Raw genomic sequence first — 19,632 nt, 5'->3', positions numbered from 1 at the left:
GGGAACAGCCATGTCATCGGCAGACAGAGTCGTCCACGAGCAGATCCCGTTGCGCATCCACGGGGTGAACCTCAAGGTCGCTTCGGTGCGCCGCGGGGGCGTCGACGCCCCTGTCGTCTTCCTGCACGGATTCGGCACGAGCAAGGAGGACTACCTCGACGTCCTCCAGCGGCACGACTTCGCCGGACGCCCGTTCCTCGCCTACGACGCACCCGGTGCGGGCGCCACGGAGTGCGCCGCCCTGGGAGAGGTCGACCTGCCGTTCCTGGCGGAGACCGCGCGGGCGGTGCTCGACCGCGCGGGCATCGGCCGGTTCCACGTGGTCGGGCACTCGACGGGCGCGCTCACGGCGCTCCTGCTGGCGCACAAGGAACCTGGCCGGGTGATGAGCTTCGTCAACATCAAGGGCGTGCTCGCCCCCGAGGACTGCGTGCTGAGCAGGGAGGCGCTGAACCACCGCGATCCCGGCGACTTCCTCTTCAGGCTGGCCGAACGGAGCCGGGAGACGCCCTGCTACGGCGGCGGCCTGTACGCGGCGAACCTTCCCAACAAGGTCCGCCGCGGTGCCGTCTCCACCGTCTTCCGTTCGATGGTCGAACTGGCCGACCACGGGAACCTGCTCCAGAAGTTCGTGTCACTGCCCTGTCCGCGGATGTACCTCTACGGCGAGCAGTGCGCCAACCTCTCGTACCTGCCGCTGCTCGACGCGAACGGGGTGGAGCTGGCGGAGATCCCGCACAGCGGGCACCTCCCCATGTACTCCAACCCCGTCGCGATGTGGCGGCAGATCGCCGAGTTCCACGCTCGTCAGCTGATTCCCAGCGCCAGGCGGTGGTAGGCGGAGTTCCAGCGCAGCCGGTCGATGAACGAGGCGGGGGTCGTCTCGGAGTCGATCAGCACGAGCTCCGTGGCGGCCATCTGCGCGAAGTCGCGCAGCACCTCGGCCCCGACGGCCTGCGTCATCACGGTGTGGTGCGGGCCGCCCGCGGTGAGCCAGCACTCCGCCGACGTCGAGAGCGACGGCGCCGGCTGCCACACGGCCCGTGCGACCGGCAGCTTCGGCAGCGGCTCGTCCGGCTCGACCACCGTGACCTCGTTGGCCACCAGGCGGAACCGGTCGCCCATGTCGGCCAGGCCGACCACCACGGCGGGTCCGGGCGCCGCGTCGAACACCAGCCGCACCGGGTCCTCGCGGTCGCCGATGCCCAGCGGGTGGATCTCGCAGGACGGCTGGGCCGCGGCGATCGTCGGGCAGACCTCCAGCATGTGCGCGCCGAGGATCTTCGGCGTGCCCGGCCCGAAGTGGTAGGTGTAGTCCTCCATGAACGACGTGCCGCGGCCGGTGCCGGTGCCCATGGCCTTCACGGCCGCGAGCAGCGCCGAGGTCTTCCAGTCGCCCTCACCGCCGAAGCCGTAGCCGTCCGCCATCAGCCGTTGCACGGCGAGACCCGGTAGCTGCCGCAGTCCGCCGAGGTCCTGGAAGTTCGTGGTGAACGCCCCGAACCCGCCGTCGTCCAAAAAGGACCGGAGACCGATCTCGATGCGGGCCGCGTAGCGCAGCGAGTCGTGCCGCTCTCCCCCGCGTGCCAGCTCCGCCGAGAGCCGGTAGGTCTCGGCGTAGTCGGCGACGAGCAGGTCGATGCTCGCGTCCGGCACGGCGTCGACCACGGCGACGAGGTCGTTGACGCCGTAGGTGTTGACCGAGACGCCGAACCGCAGCTCCGCCTCGACCTTGTCGCCCTCGGTCACGGCGACGTCGCGCATGTTGTCGCCGAACCGGGCCAGCTTCAGGCCGCGCAGGTGCGCGCGACCGGCGGCGGCACGGGCCCAGCCGTCGATCCGCTCGGCCACCACGGGATCACTCGCGTGCCCGGCGACCGTCTTGCGCGCCACCCCGATCCGGGTCTGCACGTAGGCGAACTCGCGGTCACCGTGCGCGGCCTGGTTGAGGTTCATGAAGTCCATGTCGATGGTGGACCACGGCAGTGCCTCGTTGAGCTGCGTGTGCAGGTGCAGCAACGGTTTGCGCAGCAGGTCCAGCCCGGTGATCCACATCTTCGCGGGCGAGAACGTGTGCATCCACGCGATCACGCCGACGCACGACGGGTCGTTGTTCGCCTCCTGCATGATCGCGCGGATGGCGCCGGAGTCGGTCAGCACCGGCTTCCACACGATCTCCGCGCTGATCCGGCCGGACTCGCTGAGCATCCGCTGGATCTGCTGCGACTGGGCAGCGACCTGGTCGAGCGTCTCGGGGCCGTAGAGGTGCTGGCTGCCGGTGAGGAACCAGATCTGGGGCTTGTCCGGCATGTGCTCTCCTTCTGGGCTCACTGGCCGTAAACGTTCTGGTAGCGCTCGTAGAGCCGGTCGACGTGCTGCTGTTCGATCACGTCCGGCTTGCCGAGCTGGAGTGCGAAGTGGACGGTACGGGCGACGTCTTCCACCAGCACCGCGGCTTTGACGGCGGCGCGGGCGGTCGCACCGACGGTGAACGGGCCGTGGTTGCGCATCAGCACGGCGGGAGACCTGCTGGCACTGAGGGTCTCCACGATCCCCTTGCCGATCGAGTCGTCGCCGATCAAAGCGAACGGCCCGACGGGGATGTCACCGCCGAACTCGTCCGCGATCATGGTGAGCACGCACGGGATGGGCTCACCGCGCGCCGCCCACGCTGTCGCGTAAGGAGAATGCGTGTGCACGACGCCGCCGACGTGCGGCATGTGCCGGTACACGTACGCGTGAGCGGCGGTGTCGGAGGACGGTGCGAGCTCACCCTCGACGAGCTTCCCGTGCAGGTCCGTCACGACCATCGCGTGCGGTCCCAGCTCGTCGTAGGACACCCCCGACGGCTTGATCACCATCAGCTCCTGGTCTGGCACCCGCGCGGACACGTTGCCCGCCGTCCAGCTCACCAGTTCGTAGCGCGTCAGCTCGCGGTGGAGTTCGGCGACCGTGCGGCGGAGTTCTGCCGTTGCGGACATCAGCTCTTCCCCTCCAGGGCGGCGCGGCGGTACTCGCGCAGCCGGTGCATGACATCGTTGGCGCCCCGGCCGAAGTAGTCGTGCAGCTCGAGGTAGTCGTGGAAGAGCCGTTCGTACGCCTCGACGTTCTCCGGCACGGGCGTGAAGACGCTGCGCCGCACCGATCCCATCGAGTCCGACGCCTCCCGGATGTCCTGGTACGCGCCCGCCGCCACCGCGGCGTGCATCGCGGAGCCGAGTGCGGGTCCCTGTGCCGAACCGATCACCGACAGCGGCAGGTTCACGACGTCGGCGTAGATCTGCATCATCAGCGTGTTCTTGACGAGCCCGCCGGCGATGACGAACTCGGTCACCGGCACGCCCGCGTCGACGAAGGTGTCGATGATCATCCGCGTGCCGAACGCCGTGGCCTCCAGCAGTGCGCGGTAGACGTCCTCGGCCTTCGTGGCGAGCGTCTGGCCGACGACCACACCGGACAGTTCGTGGTCGACCAGCACGGACCTGTTGCCGCTGTGCCAGTCGAGCGCGACGAGCCCGTGCTCGCCGACCTGCTGGCCGGCCGCCAGTTCGGAGAGCAGGTCGTGCACCGTGATGCCGCGCTCGCTCGCCTGCTCGTGGTAGGCGGGCGGCACCTGGTTGCGCAGGAACCACGCGAAGATGTCGCCGACGCCGCTCTGCCCGGCCTCGTAGCCCCACAGCCCCGGCACGATGCCGCCGTCGACGACACCGCACATGCCCGGCACCTCGCGCAGCACGTCGCCGCTCATCACGTGGCACGTGGAGGTGCCCATGATCGCGACCATCTGGCCGGGCCCGACCGCCTGCGCGGCGGGCGCCGTGACGTGCGCGTCGACGTTGCCGACCGACACCGCGATGCCCTGGGGCAGCCCGGTCCACTCCGCGGCCTGCGCGGTCAGTCCGCCGGCCCGGTCGCCGAGCGCGGACAGCGGGTGGTCGAGCTTGTCCGCGACGAACGTCGCGAACTCGGGGTTGAGCTCGGCGAGGAAGTCGTCGCTCGGGTACCGGCCGTCCTGGTGGATGCCCTTGTAGCCGGCGGTGCAGGCGTTGCGCGTGTACGTACCGGTGAGCTGCCAGACGATCCAGTCGGCGGCCTCGACCCAGTGCTCCATCGCCGCGTAGACCTCGGGTGCCTCCTCCAGCACCTGCAGCCCCTTGGCGAACTCCCACTCCGAGGAGATCAGCCCGCCGTAGCGCGCGAGCCACGGCTCCTTGCGCTGACGGGCGAGCTCGTTGATGCGGTCCGCCTGCGGCTGGGCCGCGTGGTGGCGCCAGAGCTTGATGTAGGCGTGCGGGTTCTCCGCGAACTCCGGCAGGTCGCACAACGGCGTGCCGTCCGCGGTGACCGGCACCATCGTGCAGGCGGTGAAGTCGGTCCCGATGCCGACCACCTGTTCCGCGGAGATCCCGGCCGCCTCGACGGCCTGCGGGACGGCGGTGCGCAGGACGTCGAGGTAGTCGGTGGGGACCTGCAGCGCCCACTCCGGCGGTAGCGGCCGGCCGGTCGCGGGCAGCACCTGGTCCACCACTCCGTGGCGGTACTCGTGCACAGCGGTGCCGAGCTCGGCGCCGTCGCGGACGCGCACGACCACGGCGCGGCCGGACAGCGTGCCGAAGTCGACACCCACCACGCACGCGTCGCGGTCGATCGTCATGTCAGTCACGACCTGAGTGTTATCGCTAACAATCAGGGAGTCAAGATGTGCCCGATACATCGTGATTTCCCTGCGAGTGGGGGAAATGGTTGCGGCGTGAGCGCACGACAATCCCGTCCGTGCCGGGACCAGTGCGGGAGCGGCACGGGAGCGGGGCCCGCGCAGGGGAACGGCCTGGTTGCGCAGCGGGGCTTCACCCGATGCGATGCCGCAGTCACCACGTGAACAGCTTTCAACAGGAGAGGCCGCTCCCCCTGCCCAGCCTCTCCAGTCCGACTTGTCCCACCCGGCTCGCCCAGCCCACCTACCGGGGCGGCGGGGCCACGCTGTCCCGCTTCACCAGCATCGGTGCGACCGTCCGCTGAGGACGGGTCGTCTCCCCGTCGCTGACCTGCTCGAGCAGCAGCCCGAGCGTCTCGTGCGCCACCGCGGCGAAGTCCGGGCGCACGGTGGTGAGCGGCGGGATGAAGTACGCCGCCTCGGGCACGTCGTCGAAGCCCACGACGCTCACGTCGTGGGGCACCCTCCTGCCGCGCTCGCTCATCGCGCGCAGCACACCGAGGGCGAGGTGGTCGTTCGAGCAGAACACGGCCGTCACCTCGGGCATCCTGGCCAGCATCTGGCCTGCCCGGTAGCCCGACGCCGCGCTCCAGTCGGCCGCCACGACCGGGGGCACCTCGGCCGAGGTGGCGTCGAGCGCCGCGCGCCAGCCCTGCACGCGGCCCGCCGCGTCGAACCAGTCCGCTGGGCCGGACACGTGCCAGACGGTCTCGTGGCCCGCGTCGATCAGGTGCTTCGTGGCCTCGAACGCGCCCTTCGCCTGGTCGACGGTCACGAGCGGGGTAGGGCGGTCCGGGTCGCCGTCCACGGTCACCAGGGGCACGCCCGCCGGCACGTCGGCCAGTGCGTCCGCCGCGGACGAGTTCGGCGCGATCACGACGATGCCGGCCACCCGCTGGTCGCGGTGGCGTTCCACGGCCGCGGCGATGGAGTCGCGGTCGAGGACCTTGACCCTGCCGACGCTGACCGCGAACCCGGCCGCGCCCGCCGCCTCCTCGAAGGCGGACAGCAGCGAGGCCGGGCCGTACAGCGTCGAGTTCTGCGCGACCACGCCGATGAGCTGCGTCTTGCCGGTGACCAGCGCGCGGGCCGCGCGGTTGGGCCGGTAGTCGAGTTCCTTGATGGCCGCCTTCACCCGGAGCCGGGTCTGCTCGCGGACGTTCGGGTGGTTGTTGAGCACACGCGAGACCGTCTGGTGCGACACCCCGGCAAGTCGTGCCACATCGGTCATCGCGGGGTCACGCGACGTCTTCTCCACGAGCGGTCTCCGATCTTCGATCTGAGCCGGTGATGTTAGCGATAACACCAGGTCGGCTTCGATGCAGTGCTCATTGTCCACTTATTCGAGTCGGAATGTGGCACGTCGGCGCGCGTCGCGGTCGCTTCCTGGTCTGGACAACACGACGCGGCCGTTGTCGTGGGCCAGATACGTGTCCGCGCCGGCACGCAGTGACACCGCGGCGCGGTCCGCAAGTCCCGGTACACGAACGAAACTCGCCGCGCGACCGTAAGCGTCGGTGTCCTCGAACGGGTCGATGCGGAACACGTCCCCGTCGACCCGCACGTACCGGTCCGGGAAGTTCACCGACTGCAGCGCGACCGTGCCGGCACCGAGGAATCCCGGCACGAAGCGGAACTGGCTGTCGGCGACGTCCCGGACGTTGCCGTCGACCCGCAGCCGGTACTCGTAGTGCCGCAGCACCAGCGAGGGCGCGTCCACAGGCGACAGCCGCGCGATCGGACCGCCGCGACCGACCGGAACGCCGAACGACGGTGTGCCGTCCGCGTTCCAGTGGAGCTTCTGCACGCGGGTGTGCCGGTTCGGGTCGAACAGCGGATCACCGGTGATGTCGCGGTAGTCGCGGGCGTGGTAGACGAGCACGTCGGTGGAACCCACCGTGGTGAACGAGTTGTGCCCCGGCCCGTACTGCGACGTCGGCACGTGAGTCGCGAACACCGGGTTCGGCGACTTCGTCCACGACCGCGCGTCGAGGAGGTTCGCGTTCTCGTCGGCGGTCAGCAGGCCCATGCAGTAACGGGCGTCGGTGGCGCTCGCGGAGAACGTCACGAACACCCGGCCGTTGCGGACCAGCACCGCGGGCCCCTCGTTCACCTTGAAGCCCTGCACCTCCCACGGCAGCGTCGGCGTCGCGATGCGCACCGGCGCCGTCTTCAACGCGAGCGGCGAGGCCATCTCGGCGATGTAGAGGTTCGTGTTGGTGGCGATGCCGGGTTCGCTCTGCGCCCACAGGAAGTAGCGCTTGCCCCGGTGCGCGAAGGTGGTCGCGTCCAGGGTGAACGTGTCCCACGCCGTCATCATCTGCCCGCGCAGCACCCAGCCGCCCTCGCGCGGGTCGGCGTTCGGCGACTCCAGCACGTAGGTGCGGATCCGGAACGGTTCGTCCTTGTCACCCGCGGCGAAGTAGACGTACCACTTGCCGTCGATGCGGTGCAGCTCCGGCGCCCAGATGTAGCCGCCCATCCTGCCCGACGCGGGCCGCCGCCAGATGGTGCGCTCACGGGCGGCGGACAGACCGTCCAGAGTGGACGCACCACGGATGACGACCCGGTCGTACTCGGGCACGGACCCGGTCAGGTAGTACATGCCGTCGGTCGGCGGCGTGATGAACGGGTCGGCGCGCTGTTCGACCAGCGGGGTGCGGGTCGGCACCTCCGCGGCGGGTTCGGCGGCGGTGGCGGCGGGTGCGGCGGAGCTGAGCGCCCCGGTCGCGGCGAGCACGCCGCCCGTGGCCAGCAGAGATCGTCGGGTGATCACGAGCGGCTCCTGATCCGGAGGAACGTGACGGAGTGGGGCGGGAAGGTGTGGGTGAAGCTGCTCGCCACCCTGACCTGCTCGGCACGAGCGCGGATCGGCTGGCTGAACTCGGTGTTCACGTCGTCGGGACGGCCCTGCAGCACGGTCGCCCGCGCCGTCGAGGCCACCGGCACGCCGAGGTCGACGCGCGTGCGGGCGGCGTTGTCCTGGGCGTTGACCACCTTGACGATCAGCTCACCGGTGGCGAGGTCGCGGGTGACGACCTGGCGGAACGGCTCGGCGAGCTTGTCGTCGGTGAACTCGCCCCACTTCTGGCCGTCGAGGAACAGTGCGACGTGCCGTCCGCGGACCTCGACGCGCACGTCGTACGTGCGGCCGGCGTCGATGCGGGTGCCGTTGGTCATCAGCGTGCTCTTGGCCCCGCCGACGGCCTTCTCCACCGCCGACTGGGTGTTGTTCCAGCCGCCGAGGTTCCACCAGTAGTAGTTGCCGGTGTCCTGCACGCCGAACGCGACGAGGAAGCCCTCGCGCCCGGACTGCTTGGTGGCCTTGAGGTTCAGCGTGTAGTCACGCCAGGTCCTGTCCCCCGCCGTGACGAGCGTGTCCTCGGCGGCGGCATCGGACTGGACGTACGCGCCGTTCACGACGTTCCACGCGCCGCGGCCGGACTTCGTCCACTGCGCGTCGGTGCCGGAGAAGTCGTCGCGGAACAACGCCTGACCGGACGCACCGGTGACGCTCACGTCGTCGTAGGTGGCGGCGGTCGCCCACGTCGAGAGCCCGATCGCGCCGGTGATGGGCGCCTGGGTCGACGGCGTGGCGGACGCGGTGCTCGGCACGACGTGGTCGCCCACGTTGGTCATGAAGAGCTTCTGCGTCTCGTAGCTCGCCGAGCCCCACGACGCGTGGTTGTTGAACCAGATCATGTCCGGGCGCCACTGGACGTAGTCCTCGTTGGCCAGCAGAGGTGCGTACGAGGCGAGCTTCACGACGTCGGCGTTGCGTTCGAGACCGGTCATGAACGCCGCTTCGCTCAGCGCGTTGAAGTACGTGTTGTCCAGCGAGGCGTACTCGCCGAGGAACACCTTGGGACCGTTGCGGTCGTAGGAGTCGTAGCGGTTGTTGTTCTCCAGGAACCAGCTCGGGCTGTTGTAGTAGTGCTCGTCGATCATCTTCACGCCGGCCTGCTTGTTGAGCTGCCACAGGCGGTCGAAGTTGCCACCCGTGTCGTCGGGCCCGGAGTTGCTGACGACGGTGATGTCCGGGTACTTCGCGTTGATGGCGTCGCGGAACTGCGTGAAGCGGGCCATGAACTCGTCGGGCAGGTTCTCCTCGTTGCCGACGGCGACGTGGGTCAGCTTGAACGGCTTCGGATGGCCCATCTCGGCGCGCTTGCGGCCCCAGGTGGAGTCGGCGGGACCGTTGGCGAACTCGATCAGGTCCAGCGTGTCCTGGACGTGCCTGGCCAGCAACGCGGGGTCGTCCGTGGCTCGGTTCTGGCCGCAGCCGGTGACCAGCGCGGGGACGACGGGCAACGGCATGGCGCCGACGTCCTCGGAGAACTGGAAGTACTCGTAGTAGCCGAGGCCGTAGGACTGGTTGTAGCCCCAGAAGTTCCAGTTGGTGGCGCGCTGCTCGACCGGGCCGATGGTGTCCTTCCACTGGTACGAGCGGCGGCGCTCGAAGCCCGGCGCGTCGTAGCCGTAGTGGCTGCCGGTGTTGACCAGGCAACCGCCGGGGAACCGGACGAAGCCGGGCTTGAGCGCGGCAATCTTCTCGGCCAGGTCGCGGCGCAGGCCGTGGCCCTTGAAGGTGTCCTGCGGCATCAGCGAGACCATGTCGAGGCGCAGGGTCCCGGTGCCGCCGCCGGTGACCAGCAGCCTGCCGGTCGTGGTGGACTTCTTCGCACGGACCGTGCCGGTGTAGCGGGCCCAGCCGTCGCCGTTCACCTGGACCTTCACCGGGTCACCGAGGGTTGCGCCAGCCGGGTCGGTGATCGTGGCGGTGAGCTGCGCCGACTGGTCGGCTCGCGCCCAGACGGAGAAGTCGTAGCGCTGGCCGCTCTGGACCGCGATGCCGCTGTTGTAGCCGGAGTTGATGACCCCGGCGGGCAGCCCCAGCTTCAGGTAGCGGCGGTTGCGCTCGTTCATCCGGCCGCTGTCGTCGGCGAGGTCTACGGTGCCGCTGTGCGGTGCCCAGGAGGTCAGGCCGTGGTAGCTCGCGTTGTCCGCCGGGTCGTACTCGAACGAGCGGTTCTGGACGAGCTCGGCGTACAGGCCGCCGTCGGCGGCGCGGTTGATGTCCTCGAAGAACACGCCGTACATCGAGTCGTCGATCGACGCGCCCTTCTTCGTGGCGTCGATCTTGAGCGTGTAGTCGGTTTCGGCAGCCGCCCCGGATCCGGGAACGGCGACCAGCAGGCTGGCCGCGAGAGCGGCGCTCAACAGGACGTGCTTGCGGGGCACGGGATTCCTCCCCAGGCTCGGAAGTGAGCGTTAACATAGGGCTGCGAACTCGTTACGAGCAAGGCCTTGACGCAACAGTTGTGAGCGTTCACTCTTGTCCACCTGACAACCGCGGACACGCGGTCGAGCTCCGCGACACCGTCGTCACCCCGGAGGAACCCCAGTGCTGAAGAAGATCACGACAGTCGCCAGCGTGGTCCTGCTGAGCGCGCTCACCGCGTGCGGTTCAGGAGGCGGTGCGGACACCGGTTCGACCCCGGCCGGCGGCACCATCACGATGGGCTTCGCCCAGGTCGGTGCGGAAAGCGGCTGGCGCACCGCCAACACCAAGTCGATCCAGGACGAGGCCAAGGCGGCCGGGATCGACCTGAAGTTCTCCGACGCGCAGCAGAAGCAGGAGAACCAGATCAAGGCGATCCGCTCCTACATCCAGCAGAAGGTGTCGGTGATCGCGTTCAGCCCGGTCGTGGAGACCGGCTGGGACACCGTGCTGCTGGAAGCCAAGCGCGCCAACATCCCGGTGATCCTCACCGACCGCTCGATCGACTCCGACGACACGTCGCTGTACAAGACGTTCCTCGGTTCGGACTTCGTCGAGGAGGGTCGCAAGGCCGGCGACTGGCTGGTGGCCAACGCCTCCGGCCCGACGAACGTCGTGGAGCTGCAGGGCACCACGGGCGCGGCACCGGCGATCGACCGCAAGAAGGGCTTCGAGGAGAAGATCGCCTCCAAGCCGGACATCAAGGTCGTGGCGTCGCAGACCGGTGACTTCACGCGGTCCGGCGGCAAGCAGGTCATGGAGGCCTTCCTCAAGTCCCAGCCGAAGATCGACGTGGTGTACGCGCACAACGACGACATGGGCCTGGGCGCGATCGAGGCCATCAAGGCCGCGGGCAAGGTGCCCGGCAAGGACATCAAGATCATCACCGTGGACGCGGTGAAGGACGGCATGCAGGCGCTGGCCAACGGCGAGATCAACTTCATCGTCGAGTGCAACCCGTTGCTGGGCAAGCAGTTGATGGACCTCACGAAGAAGGTCGTCGCCGGCGAGCAGGTGCCGGAGCGGGTCGTGACCGAAGAGGGCACGTTCACGCAGGAGCAGGCGAAGGCCGCGCTTCCGCAGCGCCAGTACTGAGTTCCCGGCAGTTCGGCCCTGTCCCGCGAGTCCGTTCGGCGGCTTGCGGGGCAGGGCCAGACCCCAGACCCCGCGGGGCCCGTCATTCGCGCGCATCCGCGTGACGGGTCCCGCGGCCCCATCGACGAAGGCCAGAGCCCATGACCGAGTCACCGCCACCTGTCGTCGAGATGCGGGGCATCAGCCTCGCGTTTCCCGGCGTGAAGGCGTTGCAGGACGTCGACTTCCGGCTGTTCCCCGGTGAGGTGCACGCCCTCATGGGCGAGAACGGCGCCGGGAAGTCCACCCTCATCAAGACCTTGACCGGCGTGCACCGGCCCGACGCCGGCCAGGTCTCGCTGGCGGGCGAGGACGTGGCGTTCTCCTCCCCCGGCGAGGCCCAGCACGCCGGGATCAGCACGGTGTACCAGGAGGTCAACCTCTGCGCGAACCTCACGGTCGCGGAGAACATCCTGCTGGGCCGGGAACCCCGCCGCCTCGGCGGCATCGACTTCCCGGCGATGCGGCGCCGTGCCGCGGAAGTGCTGGCGCGCATCGGCGTGCACATCGACCCGGCGTCGAGCCTCAGCGAACACCCGATCGCCGTGCAGCAGCTGGTCGCCATCGCCCGTGCCATCGCGATCGACTGCAGCGTCCTCGTGCTCGACGAGCCGACGTCCAGTCTGGACGCCGGCGAGGTCGCGGAGCTGTTCCGGATCATGCGGGTGCTGCGCGACGAGGGCGTGGCGATCCTGTTCGTGTCGCACTTCCTCGACCAGGTCTACGAGATCTCCGACCGGATGACGGTGCTGCGCAACGGAACGCTCGTCGGTGAGCACCTCACCGCGGACGTGGACCGCCGCACGCTCATCGCGCAGATGATCGGCCGCGACCTCGGCACGCTGGAGGCCATCGAGGACGCCGCGGAGAAGCGCAAGCCCAGCGGTCCCGCTCTGGTGCGGGCCGAAGGACTCGGCAAGCGCGGCGCGATCGAACCGTTCGACCTCGACATCCGGGCGGGTGAGGTCGTCGGCCTCGCCGGGCTGCTCGGGTCGGGCCGCACGGAGCTCGCCCGCCTGCTGTTCGGCGCCGACCGCGCGGACTCGGGCAGGCTGCTCGTGGACGGCGCGCCGCTGAAGCTGCGCGGACCGCGTTCGGCGATCGCGGCGGGCATCGCGTTCAGCTCGGAGGACCGCAAGGGCGAGGGCCTCGTCGCGGACCTGTCGATCCGCGACAACCTGGTGCTCGCGATGCAGGCGGCCCGCGGCTGGACCCGTCCGCTGCCGCGCAGGACCAAGGACCAGCTGGTCGAGAAGTACCTGAAGGCACTGGACATCCGGCCCGCCAACCCGGACGCGCTGGTGCGCACCCTGTCCGGTGGCAACCAGCAGAAGGTGCTGCTGGCGCGCTGGCTCGTCACCGAGCCGCGGCTGCTGATCCTGGACGAGCCGACCAGGGGCATCGACGTCGGCGCGAAGGCCCAGATCCAGCAGCTCGTCACCACGCTCGCCGCGGAGGGCACCGCGATCCTGTTCATCTCCGCGGAACTGGAGGAGGTCGTGCGCATCGCCGACCGGATCGTCGTGCTGCGCGACCGCCGCAAGATCGCCGAGCTGGACGGCTCGGTGACCGGCGTGGACGAGGTCGTCGAGCTGATCGCGGGCGGGGCCGCGCCCGAGAAGGTGGTGTCGTGAACCGCCAGGACGAACTCACCGCCGCTCACGGCCGGACCGCACCGGAAGAGGTGACCCCATGAAGAACCGGTTGCTGTGGCCGCTGCTGGCGCTGGTCGCGCTGTTGCTGCTCAACCTCGCCGTGACGCCGTCCTTCTTCGCGTTGCGCATGCAGGACGGCCACCTCTACGGCGGCCTCGTCGACGTGCTGAAGAACGGCGCGCCGACTCTGCTGATCGCCCTCGGCATGACCCTGGTGATCGCCACCCGCGGCATCGACCTCTCCGTCGGCGCCGTGGCGGCGATCGCGGGCGCCGTGACGTGTGTCCACATCGGAACGTCAGGAAGTGCCGCCACCGCGTTCGCCGGAATGGCGATCGCACTGGTCCTCTGCGCGGCGCTGGGACTGTGGAACGGGTTCCTGGTGGCGGGGCTCGGCATCCAGCCGATCATCGCGACCCTGGTGCTGATGACCGCGGGCCGCGGCGTCGCGATGCTCGTGACCGAGGGGCAGATCGTCACGGTCAACAACACCGCCTACCGCCAGGTCGGCGCCGGGTTCGTGGTGCTGCCGGTCTCGATCCTGATCGCCCTGCTGGTGCTGGGGCTGGTGGCGTTCGTGACCCGGAAGACCGCGCTCGGCATGCTGATCGAGGCCGTCGGGGTCAACCCCGAGGCGTCGCGGCTGGCCGGGGTGCGGTCGCGCACGATCATCTGGACCGTCTACGTGTTCGCCGCGGTGTGCGCGGGCATCGCCGGGCTGATGATCAGTTCCAACGTCAGCGCGGCCGACGCCAACAACGCCGGGTTGTGGATCGAGATGGACGCGATCCTCGCCGTCGTCATCGGCGGCACGTCGCTGGCCGGCGGGCGCTACTCGCTCACCGGCACGCTCCTCGGCGCGCTGATCATCCAGACCCTCACCACCACCGTCTACACGATCGGCGTCGCCCCTGAGGTGACGCTGGTCTTCAAGGCGGTCGTCGTCATCGCCGTGTGCCTGCTCCAGGCACCGAAGGCCCGCGCCGCACTGAGCTTCCGGAAGGTGGCCGTCTCATCATGACCACTCTCACCCAACGGGTGCCCTCGCGGTTCCTGCCGGTGCTCGCGACCGTCGTGCTGTTCGTCCTCGCGTTCGGCTTCGGCTCGGCGCGCTACGACGGGTTCGCGTCCGGTCAGGTGATCGCGAACCTCTTCATCGACAACGCCTTCCTGATCGTGCTCGCGGCCGGCATGACGTTCGTGATCCTGAGCGGCGGCATCGACCTGTCCGTCGGTTCGGTCGTCGCGCTGTCCACGATGGTCACGGCCTCGGGCCTGCAGGCGGGGTGGCCCGTGCCGCTGGTGGTCCTCGCGGTGCTGCTCACCGGCTCCACGCTCGGCCTGCTGATGGGCCTGGTGATCCACCACTTCGACATCCAGCCGTTCATCGTCACGCTCGCCGGCATGTTCCTCGCCCGCGGCCTGTGCTTCCTGATCAGCGTGGAATCCGTGTCCATCAAGGACAAGACGTTCCGCAACGTCGCCACCGCCGCGATCGAACTTCCCGGCGGCGTGACCATCACCTACAACGTGGTGATCGCGCTGCTGGTCGTCGCCGCGGCGATGTACGTGCTGCACCGCACCCGCTTCGGCCGCACGGTCTACGCCGTCGGCGGCAGCGAGTCGTCCGCGCTGCTGATGGGTCTGCCGACCACCCGCGTCAAGGTGGGCGTCTACGTCATCAGCGGGCTGTGCTCGTCGCTGGCCGGCCTGCTGTTCAGCCTCTACATGCTGTCCGGTTACGGCCTGCACGCCGTCGGCATGGAACTGGACGCCATCGCGGCGGTCGTGATCGGCGGGACGCTGCTGGCGGGCGGTGTCGGGTACGTGCTCGGCGGGCTGGTCGGCGTGCTCGTGCTCGGCACGATCCAGACGCTGATCTCGTTCCAGGGCACGCTCAGCTCGTGGTGGACGAAGATCGTGATCGGTGTTCTGCTGCTGGTGTTCATCGCCGTGCAGCGGACTATGGTTCGGCGGTGAGACGCACCCGCCCACTGCTGTTCGTCCTGCTCGCGTTGCTGGTGGCGGCCGTCGGCGTGGTGGTGCTGCGGGATCCGCAAAGTGTCGCGGGCACGCCCGTGGCCGGCTCGAGCGCCGCGCCCGCGACCACCACCCCGCCCCCGGCGACCACTACGACCACGTCGGTCCCGAGTTCCACGACGACGACCACAACCACGACGACTCGGGCGGCTGCTCCCCTGGCCGGGAAGATCAAGCCGGGTGAGCCTCGCCAGGGTGTCGCGACGTTCTACGACTCCGACGGCGGCGGCGCCTGTTCGTACGACCCGGGCCCCGACCCGCTGACCGCCGCGATGAACGAGGCGGACTACGAGGGCTCGGCCGCGTGCGGCGCGCACGTCCTGGTCCAGGCCGGCGGCAAGAGCATCACGGTGCGGATCACGAACCTCTGCCCCGCGCCGTGCCGTCCGGGGCAGCTGGACCTCAGCGCCGAGGCGTTCGCCCTGCTGGCACCACCCGTGAAGGGCGAGATCCCGGTCACCTGGACCCTCGTCAGCCCGGAGACGGCCAAGACGATCGCGATCCGCTACAAGACCGGTTCCAGCCAGTACTGGTGCGGCATCCAGGTGCTCGACCACCGCAACCCCGTGGCCCGGCTGGAGGTCCAGGCGGGCGGGCAGTGGCGGCAGCTGAAACGCGCCGAGTACAACTACTTCCTCTCCGAGAACGGCGCCGGGTGCGGCGGGGCGATCGCGGTCACCGACGTCCACGGCGAACGCCTGGTGGTCGACGCCCTGCCGGTCAGGCCGGACGCGGTCCAGGCCACGAACGTGCAGTTCGCCCGCGCCGGGGAATGAGACCGGCGCGGCCGTCGTTGATCGTGACATGGCAGATGTGAAGCTCAGCCCGACCGAGTGGGTCCAGGAGCAGACGAAGAAGATCCTCGAGACCGGGACGACCGAGGGCATCCTGGTCCTCGGCAAGCCGATCGTGCTGCTGACCGTGCGCGGCGCGAAGACCGGCGCCCTGCGCTACACCCCGGTCATGCGCGTGGAGCACGACGGCAGCTACGCGGTCGTCGCGTCCAAGGGCGGCGCGCCCGAGCATCCGACCTGGTATTACAACATCCAGGCCCACCCGGAGATCGTCCTGCAGGACGGCACCGTGGTGAAGGAGTACGTCGCCCGCGAGGTCGACGGCGCCGAGCGGGCCGAGTGGTGGGAGCGCGCCGTCGCGGCCTACCCCAGCTACGCCGAGTACCAGGAGAAGACCGACCGGCAGATCCCGGTGTTCGTGCTCGACCCGAAGTGACCGCCTGGGGCTGTCCCGCTCACCAGCCCAGGGACAGCCCCGCCAGGTAGTCGCGCAGCTTCCCCGCGATCAGCCGGTGGTCGCGGGCGGAGAAGTGCCAGTCGCACCCGAGGCGGTCCAGCGCCGGGTCGCTGTAGTTCCAGTGGCGGACCCGGCTGTCGCCCTGGCTGTTGCGGTCCTGCACGACCTGGCGGACGGCGTCCGCGAACGCGCCGGACGCCTCGGGGACGCTCACGACGATCGTCGTGGCCGGGCCGTACCGGGTGCGCAGCTTGTCGAGGAAGCCCTGGTAGGCGGACTTGTACGCGGTGACCAGGCTGTTCTGGTCGGGCCACTGCTCACCGGGGTTGAGGGCGGTGGAGAAGTCGTTGGTGCCCAGGCCGACCACGACCAGCTGCGGGCGCCACGTGCCGGGGTTCTGCCACACGTCGCCGTCGACGTGCAGCAGCGCCCGGTCGTAGTAGGTGCGGTAGCTGGTTCCAGGCTCGCCGCCGTTGTAGTTGCGCACCATGCCGCGGCCGGAGAACGCGTTGACCTGGTAGTCGGCGTTCAGCGCCTTCGCCGCCAGCGCTCCGAAGCTGATGTCGGTGTTGGTGTTGCGGGCGACGCCGCCGTTCGCGGAGCAGTCGCGGGTGGTCGAGAGGTTGCCGTAGCCCGCGGTCAGCGAGTCGCCGATGAACTCGACCTGCCGGGTCCGTGCGGCGGGCTTGGCCAGGATCGATCCGCCGTTCGCCGCCACGAAGCCGCCGAACTCCCCCGCCGCCCAGGTGCTCTCGGTCCGCTTGACCAGCCGCACGCGGTGCTCGGTGTTGCTCAGGTCGCGGACCCAGTGCGTCGTCCTGCCCGGCGTCACCAGCGTCGCGACGGTCGCGCCGTCGATGTGCACGTCGTAGTCGTTCACCGAGTCGTTGAGGACGATCCCGACGCCGGTGCCCCGGAACCTGCCCTCGAAGTAGACGCCCGGCCAGGTGTACTGGCCGGACGCGGTGACCCGGCCCGCCGTGTGCGCCTGGCTGAGCGGGTCCGGTGCGGGCGGCGTTCCCGTGCACTCCGTGCCGTTGAGCGAGAAGCCGGCGGGAACGGGGTTCGCGGAGCCGTTGGTGGCGCCGACGAAGCCGAACCCGGCACTGGTGCCGGTGCCGAGCGAGCCGTTGTGGCCCGCGTTGTCGACCGAGACCTGCGCGCCGGACTGGCGCACCGTGCCGTTCCAGAGCTGGGTGACCGTCTGGGCGGCGCCGAACGACCACGTCAGCTTCCACGCGGTGACCGGGTCGCCGAGGTTCGTGACGTTCACGTCCGCGCTGAAGCCGCCCTGCCACTCGTGGGTGACCTGGTAGGAGACCCGGCAGCCCGCGGCGGCTCCGGCCTGCGGGACGCTGCTGATCGTGACCGCCGCGGTCAGTGCGGCGGTGAGGACGGCGGCCGCCGCCGGTTTGAACCGGTACACCTGTGCTCCTTGAGTCCACTGTGGATGGCTGCGCGAACACGGAACGTCGTTGGAGACCAACGGTAGTGTCGAATGACGTCGAACGGGAGGGCGATCCCGTTCGACGCCCCGACGGATCAGACCGTCGTGCCGGTCACCGAGCTCCCGGACCTGACGACGACGTAGGTGACCTTGGCGCCGCTCCAGTAGTGGAACGTCAGCGTCACCCGCGCGTTCTCCCGGACGGCGGCGAAGAAGTCCGGTGTCAAGGTGGTGTGCCCGTCGGCGTAGTTCGGGCGGAACGCCCGGTCGTACTCCTTGAAGGACGTCCAGTCGTGCGGCCCCGCGTTGGTCCCGTCGTCGTACTTGGCCTCCATGGTGGCGAGCTGGTCACCGCGGAAGGCCGTGGGGATCTCGAATTCCTCTGTCGTCCCGGAGACGTTCGACAGCACCGGGGTGTCGTAGGTGATGACGTAGAACCGCCACGGCACGCCCTGGGAGAAGCGGGCCGTCAGCACCGCGTTCGTGCCGTAGCCCCGGGAGCCGCTCAGCCTCGTCAGCGCCGGCGCGGTCAGGGTGAGCTGGTCGCCCGAGATCGTGTAGTCACGGCCACGCGTCAGCTTCGTGGAGCCGTGGTAGAGGTCGGTGAACCTCGTGCCGTTCAGGTTGAGCGCCACGGTCTTGGCGGTGATGGGGCTCGACTTCGCGCTGAACACCTGGTCCGTGTACGCGGTGCCGGAGCGGGTCGTCCAGCTGGACCTGATCTGCGCGTAGAGCTCGGGGTCGTTCCACTGCCCCGAGGTGCGGTTCAGATGCTGGCCGTTGTCCCACAACATGGTGGTGAGCTTCTTCGTGCGGGCGTAGTGGCCGAGGTACTCGAAGAACTTCAGCTTCTCGCCCTGCTCGATGGTGCCGGTGTGGCGGTCGAACCCGAGCAGGCCGTACTCACCGATGACCACCGGGATGCCGCGCGCGACGAAACTGTCGTGCACGCGGTCGAACGAGTCGGTGACGTCCTTCTGCGCGGTCGCGTCGAAGCGCGTGCCACCGGCGACGTTCACGCTGAACGGCCAGTAGCCGTAGTAGTGCACGGTCGCGATCAGGTTGGGGTCGGTGAACCCGCGGATCTGCTCCACCAGCGGGTCGACGTACGCCTGCTCGGACGAGGTGTGCAGGGTCGGCAGGACCAGCAGGCGGGTGGCGTTGTTGCCGCCGGACCGGCGCACGATGTCGTGGAACGACGCGTTCAGCTCGCTGTTGAGCTCGATCTCCTGCGGCTTGCCGGTGCTCCCGGTGAACTGCGGCTCGTTCCAGCTCTCGAACGTCAGCTTGGGCCCGAACTCCGCGAAGGCGCCCGTCAGCTGCGTCCAGATCGCGTTGAACCGGGCGAGCACGCCGTCGTGCTCCGCCGGCATGTTCAGCATCCACTGCCACGAGTCGTGGTGGATGTTGAGCATCACGTACAGGTCGCGCGCCAACGCCCAGCGCACGACCTCCTTGACGCGGGCCAGGTACGCCGCCTCGATCACGTGGTCAGGCCCCAGGTGCGCGCTCCACGTCACGGGCAGGCGCACGCTCTTGAAGCCCTGCGCCTTCACGTTGTCCAGCAGGGCCTCCGTGATGCGCGGGTTGCCCCACGACGTCTCGTCGCTGCCCGTCGAGTCGAGGGTGTTGCCCAGGTTCCACCCCGGCTGCATCGCCGCGGTGTGCTGCATCGCGGTCAGGCGCGGGCCGCCGTGGACGCAGGTGACCCCGTTGAGGGAGAACGACAACGGCGCCGTGTTGGCCTCCGCCCAGGTGCCGTGGAAACCGAACTTCACGGTCGCGCCGGTCGCGATCCTGGCGTTGTACCCGGCGTTCGCGGCCGTGACCTGATGACCGGACTCGGTGATCTTCGCGTTCCAGCCGTGGCCCGCCTGCTGACCGGACGGCCACTCCCAGCTCAGCTCCCAGCCGTCGAGGGGTGCGCCGCGGTTGGTCACGGCGACGTCGGCGACGAAACCGCCCTGCCACTGGCTCGTCGTGGAGTACGTGATCTCGCAGCCGGTCCCGGCGGCCGCGGACGCCGTCGCCGGCACGACGGTGGTCACCAGGGCCACCACCGCGCCGAGGACCGCGTGCACTCTCCTGCGTGATCCGTTCATGAACCCTC

General features: G+C 69.5%; 15 protein-coding genes. 7 read left to right on the top strand and 8 right to left on the bottom strand.

Features of this window, described 5'->3' with window-relative positions; translation table 11 throughout:
* Nucleotides 1-10: 10 nt before the first annotated feature.
* Nucleotides 11-838 carry an alpha/beta fold hydrolase gene (locus LX88_RS29840; protein ID WP_258951092.1) on the top strand — a complete coding sequence of 276 codons (828 nt, stop codon included), beginning with the start codon at nt 11-13 and terminating at the stop codon, nt 836-838.
* Here the strand turns inward: LX88_RS29840 and araA are convergent.
* The 6 genes from araA to LX88_RS29810 form a co-directional block, all read right to left on the bottom strand.
* Nucleotides 808-2,310 (bottom strand): L-arabinose isomerase, encoded by a 1,503-nt coding sequence (gene araA / locus LX88_RS29835; protein ID WP_090064684.1) that lies wholly within the window; start codon nt 2,308-2,310, stop codon nt 808-810. The two genes, LX88_RS29840 and araA, sit on opposite strands and share 31 nt — an antisense overlap.
* A gap of 17 nt (nt 2,311-2,327) precedes the next feature.
* Nucleotides 2,328-2,981, bottom strand: a complete 654-nt coding sequence (locus LX88_RS29830; protein WP_090064685.1) for an L-ribulose-5-phosphate 4-epimerase — start codon at nt 2,979-2,981, stop codon at nt 2,328-2,330.
* Nucleotides 2,981-4,654: a ribulokinase gene (gene araB, locus LX88_RS29825; RefSeq protein WP_258951218.1), complete on the bottom strand. Its 1,674-nt coding sequence runs from the start codon at nt 4,652-4,654 to the stop codon at nt 2,981-2,983. Before araB ends, LX88_RS29830 begins: the two co-directional genes overlap by 1 nt.
* Nucleotides 4,655-4,958: 304 nt before the next feature.
* Nucleotides 4,959-5,945, bottom strand: coding sequence for a LacI family DNA-binding transcriptional regulator (locus tag LX88_RS29820; RefSeq protein WP_090065199.1), 987 nt, complete (start codon nt 5,943-5,945; stop codon nt 4,959-4,961).
* A gap of 108 nt (nt 5,946-6,053) precedes the next feature.
* Complete coding sequence (locus LX88_RS29815) at nt 6,054-7,490, bottom strand: family 43 glycosylhydrolase (protein WP_258951091.1); 1,437 nt, start codon at nt 7,488-7,490, stop codon at nt 6,054-6,056.
* Nucleotides 7,487-9,955: an alpha-L-arabinofuranosidase family protein gene (locus tag LX88_RS29810; RefSeq protein ID WP_258951090.1), complete on the bottom strand. Its 2,469-nt coding sequence runs from the start codon at nt 9,953-9,955 to the stop codon at nt 7,487-7,489. The genes LX88_RS29815 and LX88_RS29810 overlap by 4 nt, the downstream gene beginning before the upstream one ends.
* 163 nt (nt 9,956-10,118) lie before the next feature.
* Between LX88_RS29810 and LX88_RS29805 the strand changes: the two genes are divergently transcribed.
* From LX88_RS29805 to LX88_RS29780, 6 genes are all read left to right on the top strand, one after another.
* Entirely contained in the window at nt 10,119-11,090 is a 972-nt protein-coding gene (locus LX88_RS29805; RefSeq protein WP_090064689.1) for an ABC transporter substrate-binding protein, read from the top strand.
* A gap of 140 nt (nt 11,091-11,230) precedes the next feature.
* Complete coding sequence (locus LX88_RS29800; protein WP_258951089.1) at nt 11,231-12,763, top strand: sugar ABC transporter ATP-binding protein; 1,533 nt, start codon at nt 11,231-11,233, stop codon at nt 12,761-12,763.
* A gap of 58 nt (nt 12,764-12,821) precedes the next feature.
* Nucleotides 12,822-13,805 (top strand): ABC transporter permease, encoded by a 984-nt coding sequence (locus LX88_RS29795; protein WP_258951088.1) that lies wholly within the window; start codon nt 12,822-12,824, stop codon nt 13,803-13,805.
* Nucleotides 13,802-14,764: a galactofuranose ABC transporter, permease protein YjfF gene (gene yjfF, locus LX88_RS29790; RefSeq protein ID WP_258951087.1), complete on the top strand. Its 963-nt coding sequence runs from the start codon at nt 13,802-13,804 to the stop codon at nt 14,762-14,764. The genes LX88_RS29795 and yjfF overlap by 4 nt, the downstream gene beginning before the upstream one ends.
* A complete protein-coding gene (locus tag LX88_RS29785) occupies nt 14,761-15,600 on the top strand; it encodes an expansin EXLX1 family cellulose-binding protein (RefSeq protein ID WP_258951086.1) in 840 nt (279 codons plus the stop codon). Before yjfF ends, LX88_RS29785 begins: the two co-directional genes overlap by 4 nt.
* A 28-nt stretch (nt 15,601-15,628) precedes the next feature.
* Nucleotides 15,629-16,054, top strand: coding sequence for a nitroreductase family deazaflavin-dependent oxidoreductase (locus LX88_RS29780; protein ID WP_258951085.1), 426 nt, complete (start codon nt 15,629-15,631; stop codon nt 16,052-16,054).
* A 19-nt stretch (nt 16,055-16,073) separates the two neighbouring features.
* Here the strand turns inward: LX88_RS29780 and LX88_RS29775 are convergent, their stop codons facing one another.
* Together LX88_RS29775 and LX88_RS29770 are read right to left on the bottom strand one after the other, a co-directional pair.
* Nucleotides 16,074-17,501, bottom strand: coding sequence for a cellulose binding domain-containing protein (locus LX88_RS29775; RefSeq protein ID WP_258951084.1), 1,428 nt, complete (start codon nt 17,499-17,501; stop codon nt 16,074-16,076).
* Between the two features lie 116 nt (nt 17,502-17,617).
* The gene (locus LX88_RS29770) at nt 17,618-19,624 is read right to left on the bottom strand and encodes a cellulase family glycosylhydrolase (protein ID WP_258951083.1); all 2,007 of its coding nucleotides are present in this window, start codon (nt 19,622-19,624) and stop codon (nt 17,618-17,620) included.
* Nucleotides 19,625-19,632 lie beyond the last annotated feature (8 nt).

Origin of the sequence: Lentzea californiensis (genome assembly GCF_024648825.1) — a bacterium.
GTDB lineage: Bacteria > Actinomycetota > Actinomycetes > Mycobacteriales > Pseudonocardiaceae > Lentzea > Lentzea californiensis.
This window is presented reverse-complemented; position numbering and strand designations above follow the sequence as displayed.

What these genes read in the sequence shown, in the direction of transcription:
- LX88_RS29840 (WP_258951092.1), top strand. Translation starts at nt 11, where the DNA reads ATGTCATCGGCAGACAGAGTCGTCCACGAGCAGATCCCGTTGCGCATC.
- araA (WP_090064684.1), bottom strand. Translation starts at nt 2,310, where the DNA reads ATGCCGGACAAGCCCCAGATCTGGTTCCTCACCGGCAGCCAGCACCTC.
- LX88_RS29830 (WP_090064685.1), bottom strand. Translation starts at nt 2,981, where the DNA reads ATGTCCGCAACGGCAGAACTCCGCCGCACGGTCGCCGAACTCCACCGC.
- araB (WP_258951218.1), bottom strand. Translation starts at nt 4,654, where the DNA reads ATGACGATCGACCGCGACGCGTGCGTGGTGGGTGTCGACTTCGGCACG.
- LX88_RS29820 (WP_090065199.1), bottom strand. Translation starts at nt 5,945, where the DNA reads ATGACCGATGTGGCACGACTTGCCGGGGTGTCGCACCAGACGGTCTCG.
- LX88_RS29800 (WP_258951089.1), top strand. Translation starts at nt 11,231, where the DNA reads ATGACCGAGTCACCGCCACCTGTCGTCGAGATGCGGGGCATCAGCCTC.
- LX88_RS29795 (WP_258951088.1), top strand. Translation starts at nt 12,822, where the DNA reads ATGAAGAACCGGTTGCTGTGGCCGCTGCTGGCGCTGGTCGCGCTGTTG.
- yjfF (WP_258951087.1), top strand. Translation starts at nt 13,802, where the DNA reads ATGACCACTCTCACCCAACGGGTGCCCTCGCGGTTCCTGCCGGTGCTC.
- LX88_RS29780 (WP_258951085.1), top strand. Translation starts at nt 15,629, where the DNA reads ATGGCAGATGTGAAGCTCAGCCCGACCGAGTGGGTCCAGGAGCAGACG.
- LX88_RS29770 (WP_258951083.1), bottom strand. Translation starts at nt 19,624, where the DNA reads ATGAACGGATCACGCAGGAGAGTGCACGCGGTCCTCGGCGCGGTGGTG.